Below are 16,811 nucleotides of genomic sequence, written 5' to 3' on the forward strand. Positions count from 1 at the left end.
TCACACTATCACCTGCTCAACATATGCCTAATCGCTTGTTAATTGGCCTGGTCTCCTGCCTGCTTACCGAATCAATTTTTGCGCAAACGCCAACCGATACGGCCTTTGTCCGCACGCACTACACGAAGATCGACCGACAGATCCCGATGCGCGACGGCACCAAACTTTATACGGTCATTTATATCCCAAAGGATGCGTCGCCCTCGAACCGGAACGCCGGACCGCGCTACCCGTTTCTGCTGGAACGTACCCCCTACTCAGCCGGGCCATACGGTGAAACGAACTACCCGAAGCAGGGACCCGGCCCATCAATTGAACTCTCACGGGAGAAATTTATTTTCGTAAACCAGGACGTGCGCGGGCGGTACATGAGCGAAGGCCAGTTTGAGGAGATGACGCCCGCTGTGAATGGCCTGAACGGGTCTAAAAAGGAGCTTGGCAAAAAACACGCGCGATACAGCATTTACACCGGCACACGGGAAGATACGACCGTAAAAACCTCGAAGTGGCTAAAAAACCTGCAAGCCGTGGGGCCCATCGATGAAAGCACAGATACCTACGACACCGTAGAATGGCTCCTCAAGAACGTACCTAACAACAATGGGCGCGTAGGCATCATGGGCATTTCCTACCCCGGCTTCTACGCATCGGCTGCCCTGCCCAACGCCCACCCCGCCATTAAAGCGGTATCGCCACAGGCACCGGTTACCGACGAGTTCATGGGCGATGATGCCCGCCATAACGGTGCGTTTTTCCTGCTCGACAATTTCTCATTCATGAATTACTTCGATGCACCCCGCACCGGCCCAATTCAGGACTACCCGCCCGTGTTTACGTATAAGACCACCGACGCGTACCAGTTTTTTTTGAACCTAGGCCCGCTGAAAAATGCCAACGGCCCGGCTTACTTTAACAATAAGGGCAAAATCTGGAACGAGTACCTGGCCCACGAAACCTACGATGCCTACTGGCAAAGCCGCAACATTCGTCCGGCACTGGCTCAGGTACGTCCGGGAGCCACGCCACCGGCAACGTTGGTGGTAGGTGGCTGGTATGACGCCGAAGATCTGTTTGGCGCTTTGAACACGTACAAGACGCTGGAAAAGAACGCCAACAATCAGAACCAGCTCGTGATGGGGCCGTGGACACACGGAGCCTGGGCCCGCCGCGACTGGTCTGCCTTCGGCGATTTCCAATTCGGCAGCAATACCGCTCAGGCTTACCGCGACTCGGTGGAAACACCCTTTTTCCTGTACCATCTGAAAGATAAAGGCCGCTACGTACCAACCGAAGCCCGCGTGTTCAATACGGGCAGCAATCAATGGCAATCGTTTGCCAGTTGGCCCCCAACATCAACGACAGAACAGACGTTCTTTCTGGCTGCGGACAATCAACTGGCCAACGCTTCGACTGGCAGCAACGTACCTACAGCATACACGAGCGATCCGGCAAAACCGGTGCCCTATACAGATGGTACCTGGGCACGGCGTAATAATGCCTACATGATCGACGATCAGCGATTTGCGGCCCGCCGCCCCGATGTAGTGGTCTTTCAGACAGAGCCGCTACAAAACGACCTTACCCTGGCCGGCCCAATTACCATCGATCTTCGCGTAGCCATGACCGGCACCGACGCGGATTTCATCGTTAAACTCATCGACGTGTTGCCCGACACAGCGAGTGCCCCTCGTCCGAATCCGAAAAACATAACGCTGGGAGGCTATCAGCGACTGGTGCGCGGCGATGTAATGCGGGGCAAGTTCCGGAATTCAATGGAAAAGCCGGAAGCCTTTGTACCAGGCCAATCAACGCCTGTTTCGTTCACGCTCAATGATGCGCTGCACACCTTCAAAAAAGGCCACCGCCTGATGGTGCAGGTGCAATCGTCGTGGTTTCCGCTCGTCGACCGCAATCCACAGACATTTGTGAACATCAGCACGGCCACCGAAGCCGATTTTCAAAAAAACACGATCCGCATCGGCACTGACTCGTCGGTAAAGCTGACCGTACTGAAGTAGGTAGTTGGTCATAAAAGAGTGGTTAGTGAAAGCAATAAGCCAACTAGCCTTTTCTCACGCCAGGTACGTTGTCTTTGAGCCAGTTTCGAGCTATACCAACGCCAAAGAGGGTCATTACCATGCGGTAATGACCCTCTTTGGCGTTGGTATAGCTCGAAACTGTTATGCTTCTTTTTCTCTCAAAGGCGCGTCGACCAGCGAAATGGGTTTATCGGATGGCCCCTCTGACTCACCAGGCGTTTCTGGATTACCCTCAGTGGGTAAGGTCGATTCCACAGTAGCCACTTCATCAACGGGAGTCATTTCGTCCAGTTCTTCAGCAGTTTCCGGCATAGGCACTACTGCCGCGTTAGTCGCGTCTGGATCATCAGGGAGCAGCCCTTCCCGCTCGGCTTGCTGCTGATAAAAACGACGCTGGAAAAACAGAATAAGGCAAACGCCAACAAATATGCACGAATCGGCAAAGTTGAAGATCGGCATGGAAAAGTAACTGCCCCCCCAGATCGGAATCCAGCGAGGCAAAATGCCTTCCCATAAATCGAAGAAAATAAAGTCGATCACCTGGCCGTGAAACCAGGGCGTTGGTGCACCATAGGGCGCGTTATGGAGATAGACGCCGTAGAATGTACTATCGATCACGTTCCCGATAGCACCCGCCAGAATAAGCGCCATGGCGTAAAGCAATCCATTTGGCGCGCCGTTTCTGGCCAGATACACCAGATACCAGCCAATGCCGACCATGGCAAACAGGCGAAAAACGCTGAGAACCAGCTTTCCGTACTGGTGATTCAGTTCCATGCCAAACGCCATACCGGGGTTTAGCACATATTGAAATTTGAACCAGTCGCCAACGACATGGATCGGCATGTACAGATGTTCCTGCATATACTGCAGGATCCAGAGTTTCGACGCCTGATCAATACCTATCAGCAATAACGCCAGCAAAAAAAAACGGATCGGGTTCTTCTGAATCATAAGGAAATAAGGAGAAAGGAGGAGGGAGGAATGGAAGAAAGGATTGCTGCGCTGTTCAAAATAGATATAGCAAAGCCCCTTTCTTCCATTCCTCCCTCCTCCTTTCTCCTTTTATTTGTTGCAGCCTTTGCGGCGTTCCAGTTCGCTTCTGACGAGGGTAAACTCGCGGCTACTCTGACCAGCAATTGATTTATTCTCTTCTGCCCGACGGAACAGGTAAGGCATTACGGCTTCTACCGGCCCATAGGGCACGTACTTGGCTACGTTAAAGCCCGAGTTAGCCAGATTATAGGAAATATTGTCACTCATGCCCAGCAACTGCGCGAAGTAGATGTGCGGATCGTTGGGCGCAATACCCATGCGTTTCATCTGGGCAATGGTGTACTGGCAACTGTACTCATTGTGCGTGCCCAGACAGATCGACACTTCGTCGCGGTTTGAGAGGCAGAAATCAATGGCCCGGTTGAAATCACGATCGGTATCCTCCTTCGTCGCCTGGATTGGATCCTGGTATTCATCTTCGTGAGACCGGATGCGTTCTTTTTCCAGATAGGCTCCCCGCACCAGCTTGGCACCGAGGTAGTAGCCTTTTTCGCGCGCAAGCTCCGTTGCTTTCACCAGCTGATCGTACATTTCCCAACGGTACATCTGGTACGTATTATAGACCACACACCGCTCGTGGTTGTAGCGGTCCATCATCTCGTAGGCCAGTTTGTCGATGGTATCCTGAATCCAGCTTTCTTCGGCATCAATAAAGATCCGCACTTTTCGGTCATATGCCCGGCGACAGAGTGTGTCTACCCGTTCACGTACCCGTTCGAAGGCAGTCTGTTCCGATTCAGTCAGTTCATCGCCGCGTTGAACGGCTTCGAGTAGTTCCGTTTCAGCCAGTCCGGTGACTTTGAATACAGAGAACGGAATATCAGCTGATTCGCTGGCCCGTTCGATCGTGCGCAGAATCTCCAGTACAGTGCTATCAAAGCACTTTTCGTTTGCTTCCCCTTCGATGGAATAATCGAGGATCGTGCCGACCTGAGCGGTGTGCAGATTGAGGATGGTCTTCTCGCAATCGCGGATGCATTCCCCCCCGCAGAACTGCTCAAAAATGGTCTTTTTGATGAGCTTTTTAATGGGGAGCTGTAGTTTCAGGGCCAGTTTTATAAAAAAAGTCCCTACTTTTACGAGCCAACCTTGGTTCATCAACGCAAAAAGCCAGTACGTTTTTCGAAGTTTGAAATTCGACTGGGAAGAGAAGGCAATCGATGTGTCCTCAAAAGATACCGGTTGAGCTACAGTCAGTTTTGTAGTTACAGCCGGTTGGACGGGGGATGTGATTAGATTACTTCGGTTCGACATAGTCAATGCGCCGTTTCCGGTGCGTTCGCCATACGGTCGTTCAGTAGCTTGACATTAACGGCCTAAAGATAAACGTATTTTTGGCCAAAAAAGGTTTTTCAAGCTATCCTCTACTTTTTCAACAGACTAATAATCGTACAAGACTTGGGTGAGAATCAGCCCCATTTAGGGCTTTTGCTCCTGCAAATATACTATAAATTTGTACCCGGAAATTTTACAAGCGGAATAGTCAACTTTACAACTAGCGTACACGTAACCTCATGAAACCAGATTTAGCCGTAGAGCCGCTCGATTCGTGGATACAGACCGACGGCAAACCCCTCATTATAGCAGGGCCTTGCAGTGCAGAAACAGAAGAACAACTTGTTGAAACCGCTCGCCAGTTAGCTGCGCTGGGCCAGGTTCACGCCATTCGCGCCGGTGTTTGGAAACCCCGGACCCGGCCAGGTAGCTTTGAAGGGATGGGCGAACCAGCCCTGGCCTGGATTCAGCGGGCCAAAGCCGAAACCGGCTTGCCTTTTGCCGTTGAAGTAGCTACCCCACAGCACATTGAGCTGGCCCTGAAATATGGCGTCGATATTCTTTGGGTAGGTGCCCGTACGACGGTTAACCCCTTCAATGTGCAGGAAATTGCCGATGCCCTGAAAGGTGTTGACGTACCTGTGCTGGTAAAAAATCCGGTTAACCCGGACCTGGCTCTTTGGGTTGGTGCCTTCGAGCGGATTGCCGGTGCCGGTATCACCAAGCTGGGGGCTATTCACCGTGGGTTCTCTACGGGCGAAGCCAGCAAATACCGCAACATTCCGATGTGGCAGATGGCGATCGAACTGCGCACCATGTTCCCTCAGTTGCCGATCATTGGCGACCCGAGCCACATGGCTGGCAAGCGGGCGTACCTGAACGAACTGGCTCAGATGGCGATGGACCTGAACTATGACGGTCTGATCGTTGAATCGCATATCGACCCTGACAAAGCGTGGAGTGATGCTGCTCAACAGCTTACCCCTGCCGCCTTCGGCGACATGCTGGAGCACCTGCATATCCGTCAGCTCGAGTCGAGCGATCGGGAGTTCCAGAGTGCTATGGAGCAGATCCGCGTGAAGATCGACAGCGTTGACCGTCAGCTGGTTGAACACCTGGCCGCTCGTATGTCGCTGGTGGAGAAGCTGGCCGAATACAAGCGCGACAACAACGTATCGATGTTCCAGCCCGACCGTTGGAAAGAGATTCTGGAGTCACGCAAGCAGTTGGGCGCCAAGCTGAACCTGTATCCCGAGCTCGTTGAAGAGATCTACAAGATCATTCACATGGAGTCGATCCGCAAGCAAACCGAAGTGATCAACAGCTCGCCGGTAGCCTAAACTAAAGGAGTAAACACAGAGACGCCGAGCGCGTAGAGTTGGAATTTTCCCCTCTCTATACGCTCGGCGTCTCTGTGTTTACTCCTTTTTCGCCTTCACCATCGCGATCAAAGGATTTGTGGCTGACGTTCAGCGCATCAGAAAAACTTTCTCGGTGCGGTTATAGGCGGCAAAGCAGCCTAATCCACCCTGTATGTTGGTGGGGATCAGCACAGGTTCGGCAAAGGGATTGCTGCGATTTTCGCGCTGGCGAATAATGGCGTCTGTGTAGCGGTAGTACAATTCTTCGGTACTCAGCAGTCGTAGAATCACCTGAGGGTTAGGCAATATTGTCCCCATCGTTAATTTTTTCAACGCTTCCGCCGCATTGGTTGCCATTACATTCACTTCCACTAACCCGACTTCAGCAGCCAGTGAAGTCAACAGCGCACCATCCTGGCGGTCATCGGTTAGCAGGTTACCAGTTCTGTTCTCACGGGAAAACGATAGCAACCGCAGGCTGTTACTCTGCTGATTCACTTGTCCGTATGGATCATTATTGTAACCCCACCTAAAATAAGCGGCGTATTCATAGAAATTAGGTTCGTCGCGCGGATCCTGCCAATCGAAACGTACCGAATAAATTTTCTGTAGCCGATTCCCAACGGTAACAACAGTCGAGTCCAGAATGCCCTGATTGATGGGCACGGGCTTAGGCACAGTAGCCCTGGCCGTTACCTGTTTGCCGTCGGGTGTGCTGACGGTCAACGTGTACGTTCGTCCGGCAACGATTGGTAACAGGTTCGCCCGTGCCTCATACCACTGTTTGTCAGACAGATACCGAAGCACAACTACCCTGTCTCCGTCAGTCAAGGAGACGATCGCGTTGGCCACATTGTATGGCAGCGCATCCGTTTGTTCGCCCAGTACTGGCTTCGAGCGCGACACTTTCACCGACAATAGTGTATCCTGAGGCGATATATAGCTGTTCACGACCAACTTCTCGCCTTCAGTTGACAACAGGGATGGACTCACCTCGTTGCGTAGGCTACCACAGGCAGTAAGCACAAGAAAAATTGATATATAAAGTAGTCTTTTCATGCTGGCTTGCGCGGGCACCAGGGTTAAAACTTATAGGAATAACTAAATGCCGGTACGATCGGGAACACCGAATACTTGTATAAAACGGTAATATCGGGCTGCCCAACGGCCTGGCGTTTGCTCTCGATATTGTAGAAGAACGGATTACGACGGTTGTACGCGTTGTAGGCGCTAAACTCCCAGGTGCTTTCGTGCGTCTTCCGTTTACGATGAAACTGAACGCCTACGTCGAGCCGGTGATAGGGCTCGGCACGAAACGCATTTTTATCCTGCCCATAATCGCGCACTCCCGTTCCACCATTGAACACCAGGGGGCTAACACCGGTAACAGCCCCACTGGCATCTTTCACATAATCGATACCATTACTCAGGCCAAACGAACGGTAGCGGGCGTTGGGCACCGTCAGCGCCTGGCCAGTACCATATACCCAGGTGGCCGAGAGTGTAATGCGGGGACTAAGATCATACATTCCCACAACCGATATGTCGTGGCGACGGTCGTAGCGGGGGAAGAAAGGCCGACCACCATTCAACTCGCTGAACTGCCATTGTGTCCAGGAAAGCGTGTAACCAACCCAGCCGCTGAACCGGCCTTCCTTTTTGTGTAACAGCAACTCGGCCCCATAGCTCCAGCCGCGTCCCGCCGTGACGTTGTCTTCCCAGCGTACCCGTTTAGCCGATGTAGGATCATCGACCAGCAGAAAGCTGGCGCCTTCTTTGTAATTGATAATATTGTCCATCCGCTTATAGTAGCCTTCGATGGTCAACGCTAGTCCATGTTTCGGGAAGTCTTTAGCTAAGCCAGCGGCCCACTGTTGCGACTGTTGCGGACGTACCCGATCTGTGGTGGGCACCCACAAGTCGGTTGGCAGGCCAATGCCTGTATTGCTTAGCAGGTGAACATACTGATTCATTAAGGCGTAGGATGCCTTTACCGATAAATCAGGTTTAATGATATAGGCCACCGAGAGGCGAGGCTCGGGCCGAACGTACCCAAGACCATTGCCTGTGAACGCGCTGATGCGCAGGCCGCCATTTAGCCGCCAATGGTCTGTAGGTCGCCACGTATCTTCGGCATACAGACCAGATTCGAGCACATCAATCCGGTCAACTTCGCGGCGAAGGCTGGATAAGCTGTTATTCTGTAGCACAATGGCCGACGGTGTAAACCGGTGCGCCGTTACCTGCATCCCAAAGCGCAGCGCATGATTGGGGGCCGGATAAAAATCGAGGTCGTGCTTCAATGAAAAATCACGAATACCTGATGTGTAATCCAGCACAAACCGGTTTTGTGAATCAATCAGCTGATTGGCATTGATCACAAACTGGTAGTCACTGAATATCAGCGATGTATTGGCAAACAATTTTTGGTTGAACTGGTGATTCCAGCGTAACGTACCCGTAGCGTTACCCCAACCCATGCCGATGCCTGTGTTATCGGTGTTGTCGTTGGCATAAAACTTATCGCGCCCGAAATAGCCGCTCAGATAAACCCGGTCGCGGGGACCCAAGTCGTAGTTTGCTTTGGCATTGAGATCGTAGAAATAGTAACCCGCCGACGTTTCGCCGTTGGTTTGCGCTTTCACGATTGGCGCAGAGATCACGTCCAGGTACGTTCGCCGACCCGAGATCACGAATGAACCAGAAGGCTGACCTGTCTTTTTATTTTTGGTCAGTGGCCCTTCCAGCATGATCCGGCTGGCAATCAAACCAATGCCTATTTCACCGTGTAGCTTGTCGCGGGCGCCATCTTTCATGGTCAGGTCGAGCACCGACGAGAGCCGCCCCCCAAACCGAGCCGGGAAACCACCCTTGGTCAGCTCCACACTCTTGAGTGCATCGCCGTTGAAGACCGAGAAGAACCCAAACAGGTGGCTGGCATTGTACACCACCGCATCGTCGAGTACGATCAGGTTCTGGTCGGGCCCGCCACCCCGCACATAGAGGCCGCTTTGGCCTTCGGACCCTTTCTGCACGCCGGGCATCAGTTGCAGCACTTTCAGCACGTCTTTCTCGCCCAATAGCGCCGGTATCTTTCTGATCTGTGCAATAGGCAAGTCGATCTGACTCATCTGCGGACTGTCGCTTACCCGATTCTCCTGCCGTTTCTCACTCACGACCACTTCGTTCAGTAGTTCACCGGGGGCCAAGTCGACACCGATTACCTGGTTCTGGTGCAGCGCCAGCGTCCGGCGCTGCGGCTGATAACCGATCAGCGAAAACACCAGCGTTACCGAATCGGCCTCGGGCAGTGTGAGCGAATAAAAACCAAACGTGTTGGTCTGCGTACCTACGGGCCTGTTATTCAGCCGGATAGTAGCACCTAATAACGCTTCGCGGCTTCCCAATTCGTGTACGTACCCGCTAACGGTGTAGCGGACGGGCACCTGAGCAATAGCAAGGCAAAAAGAGACGATGTAGAGGGTACAGGTTACGAATAAAGCGCGCATCATGTTGGCTTGATCCTACAAACCTACTCAAAATGTAGTGCATACCCATAGAGATGCCTACCGTTTGGTCAGCCGATCATCCGTTGCCTCAACAACGTACCCAGCCCTACAAAAGTGGTAACGACTTTTGACTGCATAATCGAACTAAACATAACTCTGTATGAAAATCCGCACACTTTCATTTTCGCTTGCCACAGCCATTACCCTGCTGGTAGGCTGCAAAAAAAGCAGCGACACCGTAACACCCGGTGGCTGCGATAACGCTTCGGCTCTTGGTGACAAATTCACCGCTGCCGCCAGCGCCTTCTCGTCAGATCCAACGAATAAAACGAAGTGTAATGCGTACGTAGACGCGTACAAGGCCTATGCCGATGCGGTCATTGCCTGTACTTCCTTATACACCGCGCAACAGCGCAGCGACATTCAGGCTAGCTACACACAAGCCAAAGACGCCTGCAAATAAGCCACGCGCTTACAGCGAATAGCCGTTGGCATACGCACGTTTCACAAACTGATTGGCGTAATCGAAGTTGGTAATTTTCATGGCGTCGCCATCCCAAAGCAATCTTTTACGCCCAGGGAACTGACCGTTCTCACGGGCAAGGTAGCTGCGGGTAGCCAGGTTACCCATCAGCACCGTTTCGGTGAGCGGTCCGGCCTGATCAAACGACGACGATGTGTAAGCTCCGTATCCCTGCTTGCAGGCTTTTACCCACTGCTGTTGATGGCCTTCGGTTTTTCCGTCGACCAGTGGGCGAATGGGTGCAGGCAGGGTACGTCCTTTAAATTTTTCGATGGGTAGTAGTTTGTAATCATCCCCGAAAATCCCGGCCGCCAGCATGCCTTTCGAACCGATGAACAGCATGCCTCCATCCTGATTAAAAAAGACCTGGTCGTAGGAAACTCCTTCCGGCAATGGTGGCCGAATACCGCCATCGAACCACGACAGCTTGATCTCCGGCACCTTTTTATCCTCGGAGGGGAACGTCATATGAATGCTCGACGATGGCGGGCAGACATCATCAAAGTACGCTTCCTGAAAGAAATCGGCATAGACCGAGCCTACACTGCATTCAACGGAAGTGGGGTACTTGAGCTTCAGGGCGCGGAAGGGCACATCCATAAAGTGGCAGCCCATGTCGCCCAGTGCGCCGGTGCCAAAATCCCAGTAGCCCCGCCAGCGAAAGGGCATGTAGGCCGCGTGATAATCGCGGTAAGGAGCCGTGCCCAGCCACTTATTCCAGTCAACTTCGGCAGGTATGGGCTGCGATTCTTTTCTGTCTTTTGGCGACTGCACACCCTGGGGCCAAACGGGCCGGTTGGTCCAGCAGTACACGGTGTGTACATGACCAATGAGGTTGGCCTGAATAATCGCCTCAACGTATCGGGTCGAATCGCCGCTGCTCCCCTGATTGCCCATCTGCGTCACCACCTTATTTCGGCGAGCCGCTTCGGTCAGCAACCGGGCTTCGTAGATATCGTGGGTCAGCGGTTTTTCAACGTAGACATGCTTACCAAGATTCATGGCCGCCATGGCAATTGGCGCATGCATATGATCCGGTGTCGACACGATGACTGCATCGATAGACGAGCCGACTTTTGCCAGCATCTCGCGGTAATCGTGGAAATAAGGGGCTTTCGGAAATTGGGCCCGGTACTTAACGGCCTGCCGGTCGTCTACGTCGCAGAGGGCTACAATATTGTCGCTCCCCCCATTGTGGGCCAGTCGTATGTTCACATCTGCCTTACCGCCACAGCCCACCGCCGCTATATTTAATTTGTCGGATGGCGCAACGTACCCGCGCCCTACTACATGCCGGGGCACAATGGTAAACGCCACGCTTCCAGCAGCGGCCAGCGCACTCGATTTAATAAAGGTTCGGCGAGAAGTCATATGGCGAAAGAGTGAATGGCGAAAGAGTGAAAGAGCGATTGACCCGTCAAATTACTGATTTGTTAACTTTTCCACCCTATCCCCCGCTCTTTCGCCATTCACTCTTTCACTCTACCCCATCACCTGGCCCATCTTCATGGCCACGCCCATGTCGCCTTTGACTTTCAGTTTTCCGGTCATAAAAGCCATCATCGGGTTCAGGTCGCCGGAAGCCATGCGTTCCAGATCGGCTACTTTTACGTGTAGTTCAGTGTCGGCCGGCTGATCGTCGTTTGTCACCACGGCAGGCGATTGTTTGGCATCAATGAAGACAACGCCCAGGTCGGTAACGAGTTTAGCGCTGGCGTCCAGGCTATCGGCGTGCGTTACGCGGGTACGAATGTTGTCGGTTAGTTCCTGAAGTGTCATGATTCTGGTTGAAATATGGTTTTTTTGTACCCCTTTACGGGGTAAAACTAGCCCGGCAACTGTAAGTTCACAACTAAATAAAGTGTCGAGTTTCAGGTTTCTGGTTTCAAGTAGCTTCGCCAACCAGTCATTTGATACCAGAAACCTGAAACTTGATACTCCGACTCATGCGTTCTCAATTTTTGACCATCCTTTGTATTTTCTCATTTCTCAGTTGCAGTTGGGGCCTTATTGAAAGTGGCGTTGCGCTCGCTAACCCTGAACGGGTAGCCGAAACGCCATTTACAGGTCATAAACCAGCCGGTGAGGCCAACGCGGATCGCCGCGACCCGCGTAATTTTTACGAAGACAGCGGGGCCAATAGCGACAATCCAATGCCCGAAGACCCGCGTGTAGTGCGGCAGTTGAGCATTGGGCAATTTGTGTATTCGCTGGTTACGCTCTTTGGCGCTTTCCTGATGTTCAGGCTGCGGCGGATTGGCTTCTACGTCTATATCGCAGGGGCCTTGCTGGGGTTCGTGCTGCCGCTCTATTATGTGGGGCTAGCCAGTCTGGGTACGTCGTTCAGCGTCTTTTTCAGCGTCCTCTTCGCCGTTATGTATGGTTTTTGCCTGCGTGAAATGAAATGAACGCAGCTAAACCGGCAGGGGCTCCCTTCAGGCTCTACAGGTTTATGAACGGTACGGTAAATCAGTTTTGGTGAACCCCCTGGGTCAGCGCGGGTTGGGTACGTATCAACTACGACTCCAGTATGCAACCGACCTTCCGCAATTTCAACGCCACAGAAAGCCTGACTACGCCGACTGATGCGCCTGCGCCCATCAATCCGCTCCCACGCGCCGTGCTACGATCGAACACGTATCTGCTGCTCGATGGTGACTGGCGATTCACGCACGATATTGCCGATGAAGGGCTGGCGCAGCACTGGCAATTGGGCCACGATTACGCCTACACGGCCCATTGGCCTGGGTCGGTGGAAGATCATATTGCTCAGGCCCACCAGCTCAACGATGGCCCCGGCTGGCAGGATAAAGTGGTGGTTTGGTACGAACGTGAATTTGACTTACCCGAACGCGATGCGACCAGCAACGATCGTCCGCAACCTATGTACCAGCTGACGTTCGGTGCCTGTGGCTACGAAACGCAGGTTTGGCTGAACGGCAAGCAGTTGCAGACCATCGAGGGTGAATCGATTCACTACGGCGAATACACGTCGTTCTCGTATGAACTGGGCGAAAAGCTGCTTCAGCCCACCAATCGCCTTACGGTGCGCATTGCCGATACCATGGATGCGGATATCCCACGGGGAAAACAGGAATCGCTCGTGTATAAACGGGGGGGCATCTGGTACCAGACCTACACCGGCCCCGTCCGTAGTGTCTGGATCGAAACCGTCGAACGAAACCGGCTTCGGTCACGGGTGGGCGTAGTCAGCGTGATCGAAGATAACCTGGTACGGTTCAACCTGACCACACGCATCCACGACCCCGGCAACTACGTGATTCGCCTGCAGATCGACGACCAGTCAAACCCTGAAGCAGGCACGCTGGCTACCAGTGATTTTCCGTTACACCTCGATTTCGGACAAAAAAATCAGCGTGTCGTCGTTGAGTTGCCCGAGGCCCGACTTTGGTCGCCAGACGATCCACACCTCTATCGATTAAAGGCGCAACTCATCGACGAGAAAGGAAACATCGCCCAGATTGAAGCACACTTTGGCCTTCGAAAAGCAGAGGCTCGCGGCTGCTGCGTGTACCTGAATGGGAAGTCAACGTACCTGGACGGTATCCTGTATCAACCCGGCCGGGCAACGTATGAAGAGATGCAGCGCCATTTCTACGCCATGCAGGCATTGGGCTGTAACCTGGTTCGCGTACACATTGCCGGCATTGACCCGCGTATTTATAACCTGGCTGACGAACTGGGCCTACTATTATGGGTAGAGGTGCCCAGCCCACACCGCTCCAATCAGCGCAGCCGGGAAAATCACCGCGCCGAACTCGACCGCATGCTGGCCCTGATTGAAACCCATCCGTCGGTGATTATCTGGAGCTTATACAACGAAGACTGGGGTGCCGAAGACATCGCCAACAATACCGACACGCGCCAGTACATCATCGATACCTATCACTACATGCAAATCAATCATCCGCAGTTCATAGTGGTTGATAACGACGGTTGGCACCACATCTCGCAGGAAGGGCGCCTGAAATCTGACCTACTGACAGCCCATCTCTATACGCCCGACCTGAATCACTGGCGCAACGTACTCGACCGGCTGGTGCAGGGAGACCTCAATGGTGTGGCTGCTTTCCCACTCGTTGTCGGCGACCCGTTTTTTTATCGAAAGCAGGTGCCGCTTATTGTCAGTGAATGGGGTGGTTTTGGCTTCGCCAACTATGGTGGCCCTCAGGATGCAGAAGACCGAACGGAACGAATCCGGCAGTTTAAACAGGAATTGCGTGCTCGCTCCATTGGCGGCGATGTGTATACCCAGGCTACCAATATCGAAGATGAACGCAACGGCCTGATCGATCCGCAAACGGGCGAGTTAAGTGTGCCGGCAGGCCTGCTCAAAAGCTAAACCTTTATCATTCGCTACGCTGTCATTTAGGGCAGAACAACCCATGCCAGCGTAGCGAATGACCATGCATGACGCCGAAGGATCGTGACTTTAAATTAACTTTGGCCTATGCACCGTCTACTCCTACCCCTGCTGGTTACTAGCTCTTTTTTTGTTCAGGCGCAACCCGTTTACCAGCCTCCACAACCCGCCGCGCCGGTGTCGAAATGGCAAACCACAACCTGGGACGCTAAATGGCTCATTCACCCCACCGCGTCGGCCCGGCAGTATGGCGTTTATCACTTTCGAAAAACGATCAACCTGTCTCAAAAGCCAGGTACGTTCATTGTGCACGTCTCGGCCGACAATCGTTACCGCCTGTTTGTCAATGGTAAAGCGGTAGCGCTGGGACCGGCCCGGAGCGATCCGCAGCACTGGAATTACGAAACTCTTGATCTGGCTCCGTTTCTACAGGCCGGCAACAACATACTGGCGGCGCAGGTCTGGCATTTAGGTGAGTCGGCACCGGTATCTCAGATGAGCTACCAACTTGGGTTTGTGATGCAGGGCGACGGTGATGCGGAGAAGATCGTGAACACCAATGGCAGCTGGAAGGTGTTTCAGAACCCGGCCTACGCCCCCGTGAAAAACGATATCGCCAAGCTACGTACCTACATCGTCGTGGGCGATGGCGACCAGGTCGATGCCAGTCTGTATCCCTGGGGGTGGGAACAAGCCAATTTCAACGATACCACCTGGCCCGCTGCCAGACAGGCCTGGTTTTCGGCCAAGGCACGTGGCCTGGGTTCTGACGGAAACTGGGGCTTAGTACCCCGAACGATCCCCCAGATGACCAGTATACCCGTTAATCTGGCCGCCGTTCGGCGGGCCGACGGCGTGAATGTACCACCCGATTTTTTGACCGGGAAAACAACGTTTGTGGTTCCTGCGAAGACCAAAGCCACGATTCTGTTCGATCAGGCAACCCTGACAAACGCCTACCCGGAGTTGACTGTCTCGGCCGGCCAAGCTGCGTCGATGACCCTGACCTATGCCGAAAGCCTGGTCGATGCTAAAGATCAAAAAGGGAACCGGAACGAGATAGAGGGCAAGCAAATAAAAGGGTTCGACGATCAGTTCATTGCCGATGGCGGGCAGCAGCGCACCTTCCGGCCCCTCTGGTTCCGCACATACCGGTATCTGCAACTGACCATTCAGACGGCCGACGAGCCACTGACCATCAACCGGTTACGAGGCGACTATTCGGCCTATCCGTTCGACCAGAAGGCCCGATTCAATGCGGCCGACAGTAGCCTCGTGCGGGTGTGGGACGTAGGCTGGCGAACAGCCCAGCTCTGTGCGGGCGAAACCTATTTCGATTGCCCCTACTACGAACAACTGCAATATGTTGGCGATACCCGGATTCAGTCGCTTATCTCGCTCTATGTGACTGGCGACGACCGGCTCATGCGGAAGGCCATTCTCGAGTATGACAATAGTCGGCTCCCCGAAGGGCTCACCCAAAGCCGCTATCCATCAGCCGATCAGCAGGTTATCCCAACTTTCTCGCTGTTCTGGGTCTGCATGGTGCACGACTACTGGATGCACCGCCGCGACGATGCCTTCGTCAGCGCCCGCCTCGACGGGATCGAACGCGTCCTGAACTGGCACGAATCCCGCCTTGACCGCACCACAGGCCTGAACGGACCGCTTAGCTGGTGGAATTTTGTCGACTGGTCGTGGCCCTGGAATCCAGCGTATAACATTGGTGGTGTACCCGACGGCGGGCAGGGCGGGTCGAGCGTGCTCACCCTGCAACAGGCCTATACGTACCTGAAAGCCGCTGATCTCTTTGCGCATTACGGCCAGAATCAGAAAGCAGAGTATTACCGCGAACTGGCGCGACGCACCAACAAAGCGGTGATGGAACGTTGTTGGGTGCCCGCCCGTGGGTTGCTGGCCGATACACCCGAGAAAAAACAGTTTAGTCAGCACGCCAATATTCTGGCCATTCTGACCAATGCCATTCCTGCGGCTCAGCAACGTACCGTGCTGGCAACCATTCTGCGCCCAACCCAGGCCGATAGCCTGCGGCCGGCCACGTATTATTTCAAATTCTATCTGTTTCAGGCGCTAAAAAAGACGGGCATGGGCGACGAATTCATTCCTCAGCTAAAGCCCTGGCACACCATGATCGCCAACGGCCTGACCACCTTCGCCGAACAACCCGAACCCACCCGCTCGGACTGTCACGCCTGGAGCGCCTCACCCGTCTACGAGTTTTTATCCACCGTATGTGGTATCAACCCCGCCGAACCGGGATTTCGCTCGGTGAGTATCCTTCCGTATCTGGGTACGTTGCCACGTGTTGAAGGAAGTATGCCCCACCCAGCCGGTACCATTGCCGTTAAGTTCGAGCGAGGCCCCGGTAATACACTCAAAGGGGAAGTAACCCTACCCGCTGGTATTCCCGGTACACTCCGCTGGCAGGGACGTACCCAGCCGCTCAAGCCGGGGAAGCAGACGGTAAGTTTGTAAGCGGTTTGCATTCTCTTCAATTATGGCACTACTTAAGTATCTCCTTGTTTTGTTTAAGAAAATATCATGCTGATTAACAGAGCCTTAAGTGGCCTGGACTCTTATCTGTACCATAGCGTTATACTCGTAAAAGCGTATAGTTGAGACACTCCAGAAGTTGTAATTAAC

12 protein-coding genes are annotated in these 16,811 nt (G+C 53.4%); 6 read left to right on the plus strand and 6 right to left on the minus strand.

Translation table 11 applies throughout. The annotated features are described in order from the left end of the window. The first annotated feature begins 23 nt into the window (after positions 1-23). Entirely contained in the window at positions 24-2,018 is a 1,995-nt protein-coding gene (locus tag ACAW75_RS11460; protein ID WP_370728852.1) for a CocE/NonD family hydrolase, read from the plus strand. 162 nt (positions 2,019-2,180) lie between these two features. On the opposite strand, the gene ACAW75_RS11465 is transcribed toward ACAW75_RS11460, so the two are convergent. Next, positions 2,181-2,993 carry a lipoprotein signal peptidase gene (locus tag ACAW75_RS11465; protein ID WP_370728853.1) on the minus strand — a complete coding sequence of 271 codons (813 nt, stop codon included), beginning with the start codon at positions 2,991-2,993 and terminating at the stop codon, positions 2,181-2,183. Positions 2,994-3,104: 111 nt separating this feature from the next. After that, positions 3,105-4,349, minus strand: a complete 1,245-nt coding sequence (locus tag ACAW75_RS11470; protein ID WP_370728854.1) for a proline dehydrogenase family protein — start codon at positions 4,347-4,349, stop codon at positions 3,105-3,107. 260 nt (positions 4,350-4,609) lie between these two features. On the opposite strand from ACAW75_RS11470, the gene ACAW75_RS11475 reads away from it, so the two are divergent. Further along, positions 4,610-5,710, plus strand: a complete 1,101-nt coding sequence (locus tag ACAW75_RS11475; protein WP_370728855.1) for a chorismate mutase — start codon at positions 4,610-4,612, stop codon at positions 5,708-5,710. Positions 5,711-5,839: 129 nt separating this feature from the next. Here the strand turns inward: ACAW75_RS11475 and ACAW75_RS11480 are convergent, their stop codons facing one another. Further along, complete coding sequence (locus ACAW75_RS11480) at positions 5,840-6,757, minus strand: DUF4249 domain-containing protein (RefSeq protein ID WP_370728856.1); 918 nt, start codon at positions 6,755-6,757, stop codon at positions 5,840-5,842. Between the two features lie 56 nt (positions 6,758-6,813). Beyond that, the gene (locus ACAW75_RS11485) at positions 6,814-9,240 is read right to left on the minus strand and encodes a TonB-dependent receptor (RefSeq protein WP_370728965.1); all 2,427 of its coding nucleotides are present in this window, start codon (positions 9,238-9,240) and stop codon (positions 6,814-6,816) included. A 160-nt stretch (positions 9,241-9,400) separates the two neighbouring features. Between ACAW75_RS11485 and ACAW75_RS11490 the strand changes: the two genes are divergently transcribed. Then, positions 9,401-9,703 carry a hypothetical protein gene (locus ACAW75_RS11490; protein WP_370728857.1) on the plus strand — a complete coding sequence of 101 codons (303 nt, stop codon included), beginning with the start codon at positions 9,401-9,403 and terminating at the stop codon, positions 9,701-9,703. 9 nt (positions 9,704-9,712) lie between these two features. On the opposite strand, the gene ACAW75_RS11495 is transcribed toward ACAW75_RS11490, so the two are convergent. Both ACAW75_RS11495 and ACAW75_RS11500 read right to left on the minus strand, forming a co-directional pair. Continuing rightward, positions 9,713-11,134 (minus strand): Gfo/Idh/MocA family oxidoreductase, encoded by a 1,422-nt coding sequence (locus ACAW75_RS11495; protein ID WP_370728858.1) that lies wholly within the window; start codon positions 11,132-11,134, stop codon positions 9,713-9,715. 111 nt (positions 11,135-11,245) lie between these two features. After that, on the minus strand, positions 11,246-11,542 hold the full coding sequence (locus tag ACAW75_RS11500; RefSeq protein WP_370728859.1) for an SCP2 sterol-binding domain-containing protein: 297 nt from the start codon (positions 11,540-11,542) through the stop codon (positions 11,246-11,248). A 167-nt stretch (positions 11,543-11,709) separates the two neighbouring features. Between ACAW75_RS11500 and ACAW75_RS11505 the strand changes: the two genes are divergently transcribed. From ACAW75_RS11505 to ACAW75_RS11515, 3 genes are all read left to right on the plus strand, one after another. After that, the gene (locus ACAW75_RS11505; RefSeq protein WP_370728860.1) at positions 11,710-12,171 is read left to right on the plus strand and encodes a hypothetical protein; all 462 of its coding nucleotides are present in this window, start codon (positions 11,710-11,712) and stop codon (positions 12,169-12,171) included. 122 nt (positions 12,172-12,293) lie between these two features. Then, positions 12,294-14,126, plus strand: coding sequence for a glycoside hydrolase family 2 protein (locus tag ACAW75_RS11510; RefSeq protein WP_370728861.1), 1,833 nt, complete (start codon positions 12,294-12,296; stop codon positions 14,124-14,126). A 108-nt stretch (positions 14,127-14,234) separates the two neighbouring features. Then, a complete protein-coding gene (locus ACAW75_RS11515) occupies positions 14,235-16,643 on the plus strand; it encodes an alpha-L-rhamnosidase-related protein (RefSeq protein WP_370728862.1) in 2,409 nt (802 codons plus the stop codon). Positions 16,644-16,811 lie beyond the last annotated feature (168 nt).

Source organism: Fibrella arboris (assembly GCF_041321095.1).
GTDB lineage: Bacteria > Bacteroidota > Bacteroidia > Cytophagales > Spirosomataceae > Fibrella > Fibrella arboris.

Excerpts from the sequence above, each read along its gene's own strand:
- ACAW75_RS11505 (WP_370728860.1), top strand. The coding sequence starts at position 11,710 with ATGCGTTCTCAATTTTTGACCATCCTTTGTATTTTCTCATTTCTCAGT.
- ACAW75_RS11475 (WP_370728855.1), top strand. The coding sequence starts at position 4,610 with ATGAAACCAGATTTAGCCGTAGAGCCGCTCGATTCGTGGATACAGACC.
- ACAW75_RS11495 (WP_370728858.1), bottom strand. The coding sequence starts at position 11,134 with ATGACTTCTCGCCGAACCTTTATTAAATCGAGTGCGCTGGCCGCTGCT.
- ACAW75_RS11485 (WP_370728965.1), bottom strand. The coding sequence starts at position 9,240 with ATGCGCGCTTTATTCGTAACCTGTACCCTCTACATCGTCTCTTTTTGC.
- ACAW75_RS11465 (WP_370728853.1), bottom strand. The coding sequence starts at position 2,993 with ATGATTCAGAAGAACCCGATCCGTTTTTTTTTGCTGGCGTTATTGCTG.
- ACAW75_RS11460 (WP_370728852.1), top strand. The coding sequence starts at position 24 with ATGCCTAATCGCTTGTTAATTGGCCTGGTCTCCTGCCTGCTTACCGAA.
- ACAW75_RS11515 (WP_370728862.1), top strand. The coding sequence starts at position 14,235 with ATGCACCGTCTACTCCTACCCCTGCTGGTTACTAGCTCTTTTTTTGTT.
- ACAW75_RS11510 (WP_370728861.1), top strand. The coding sequence starts at position 12,294 with ATGCAACCGACCTTCCGCAATTTCAACGCCACAGAAAGCCTGACTACG.
- ACAW75_RS11470 (WP_370728854.1), bottom strand. The coding sequence starts at position 4,349 with ATGTCGAACCGAAGTAATCTAATCACATCCCCCGTCCAACCGGCTGTA.
- ACAW75_RS11500 (WP_370728859.1), bottom strand. The coding sequence starts at position 11,542 with ATGACACTTCAGGAACTAACCGACAACATTCGTACCCGCGTAACGCAC.
- ACAW75_RS11490 (WP_370728857.1), top strand. The coding sequence starts at position 9,401 with ATGAAAATCCGCACACTTTCATTTTCGCTTGCCACAGCCATTACCCTG.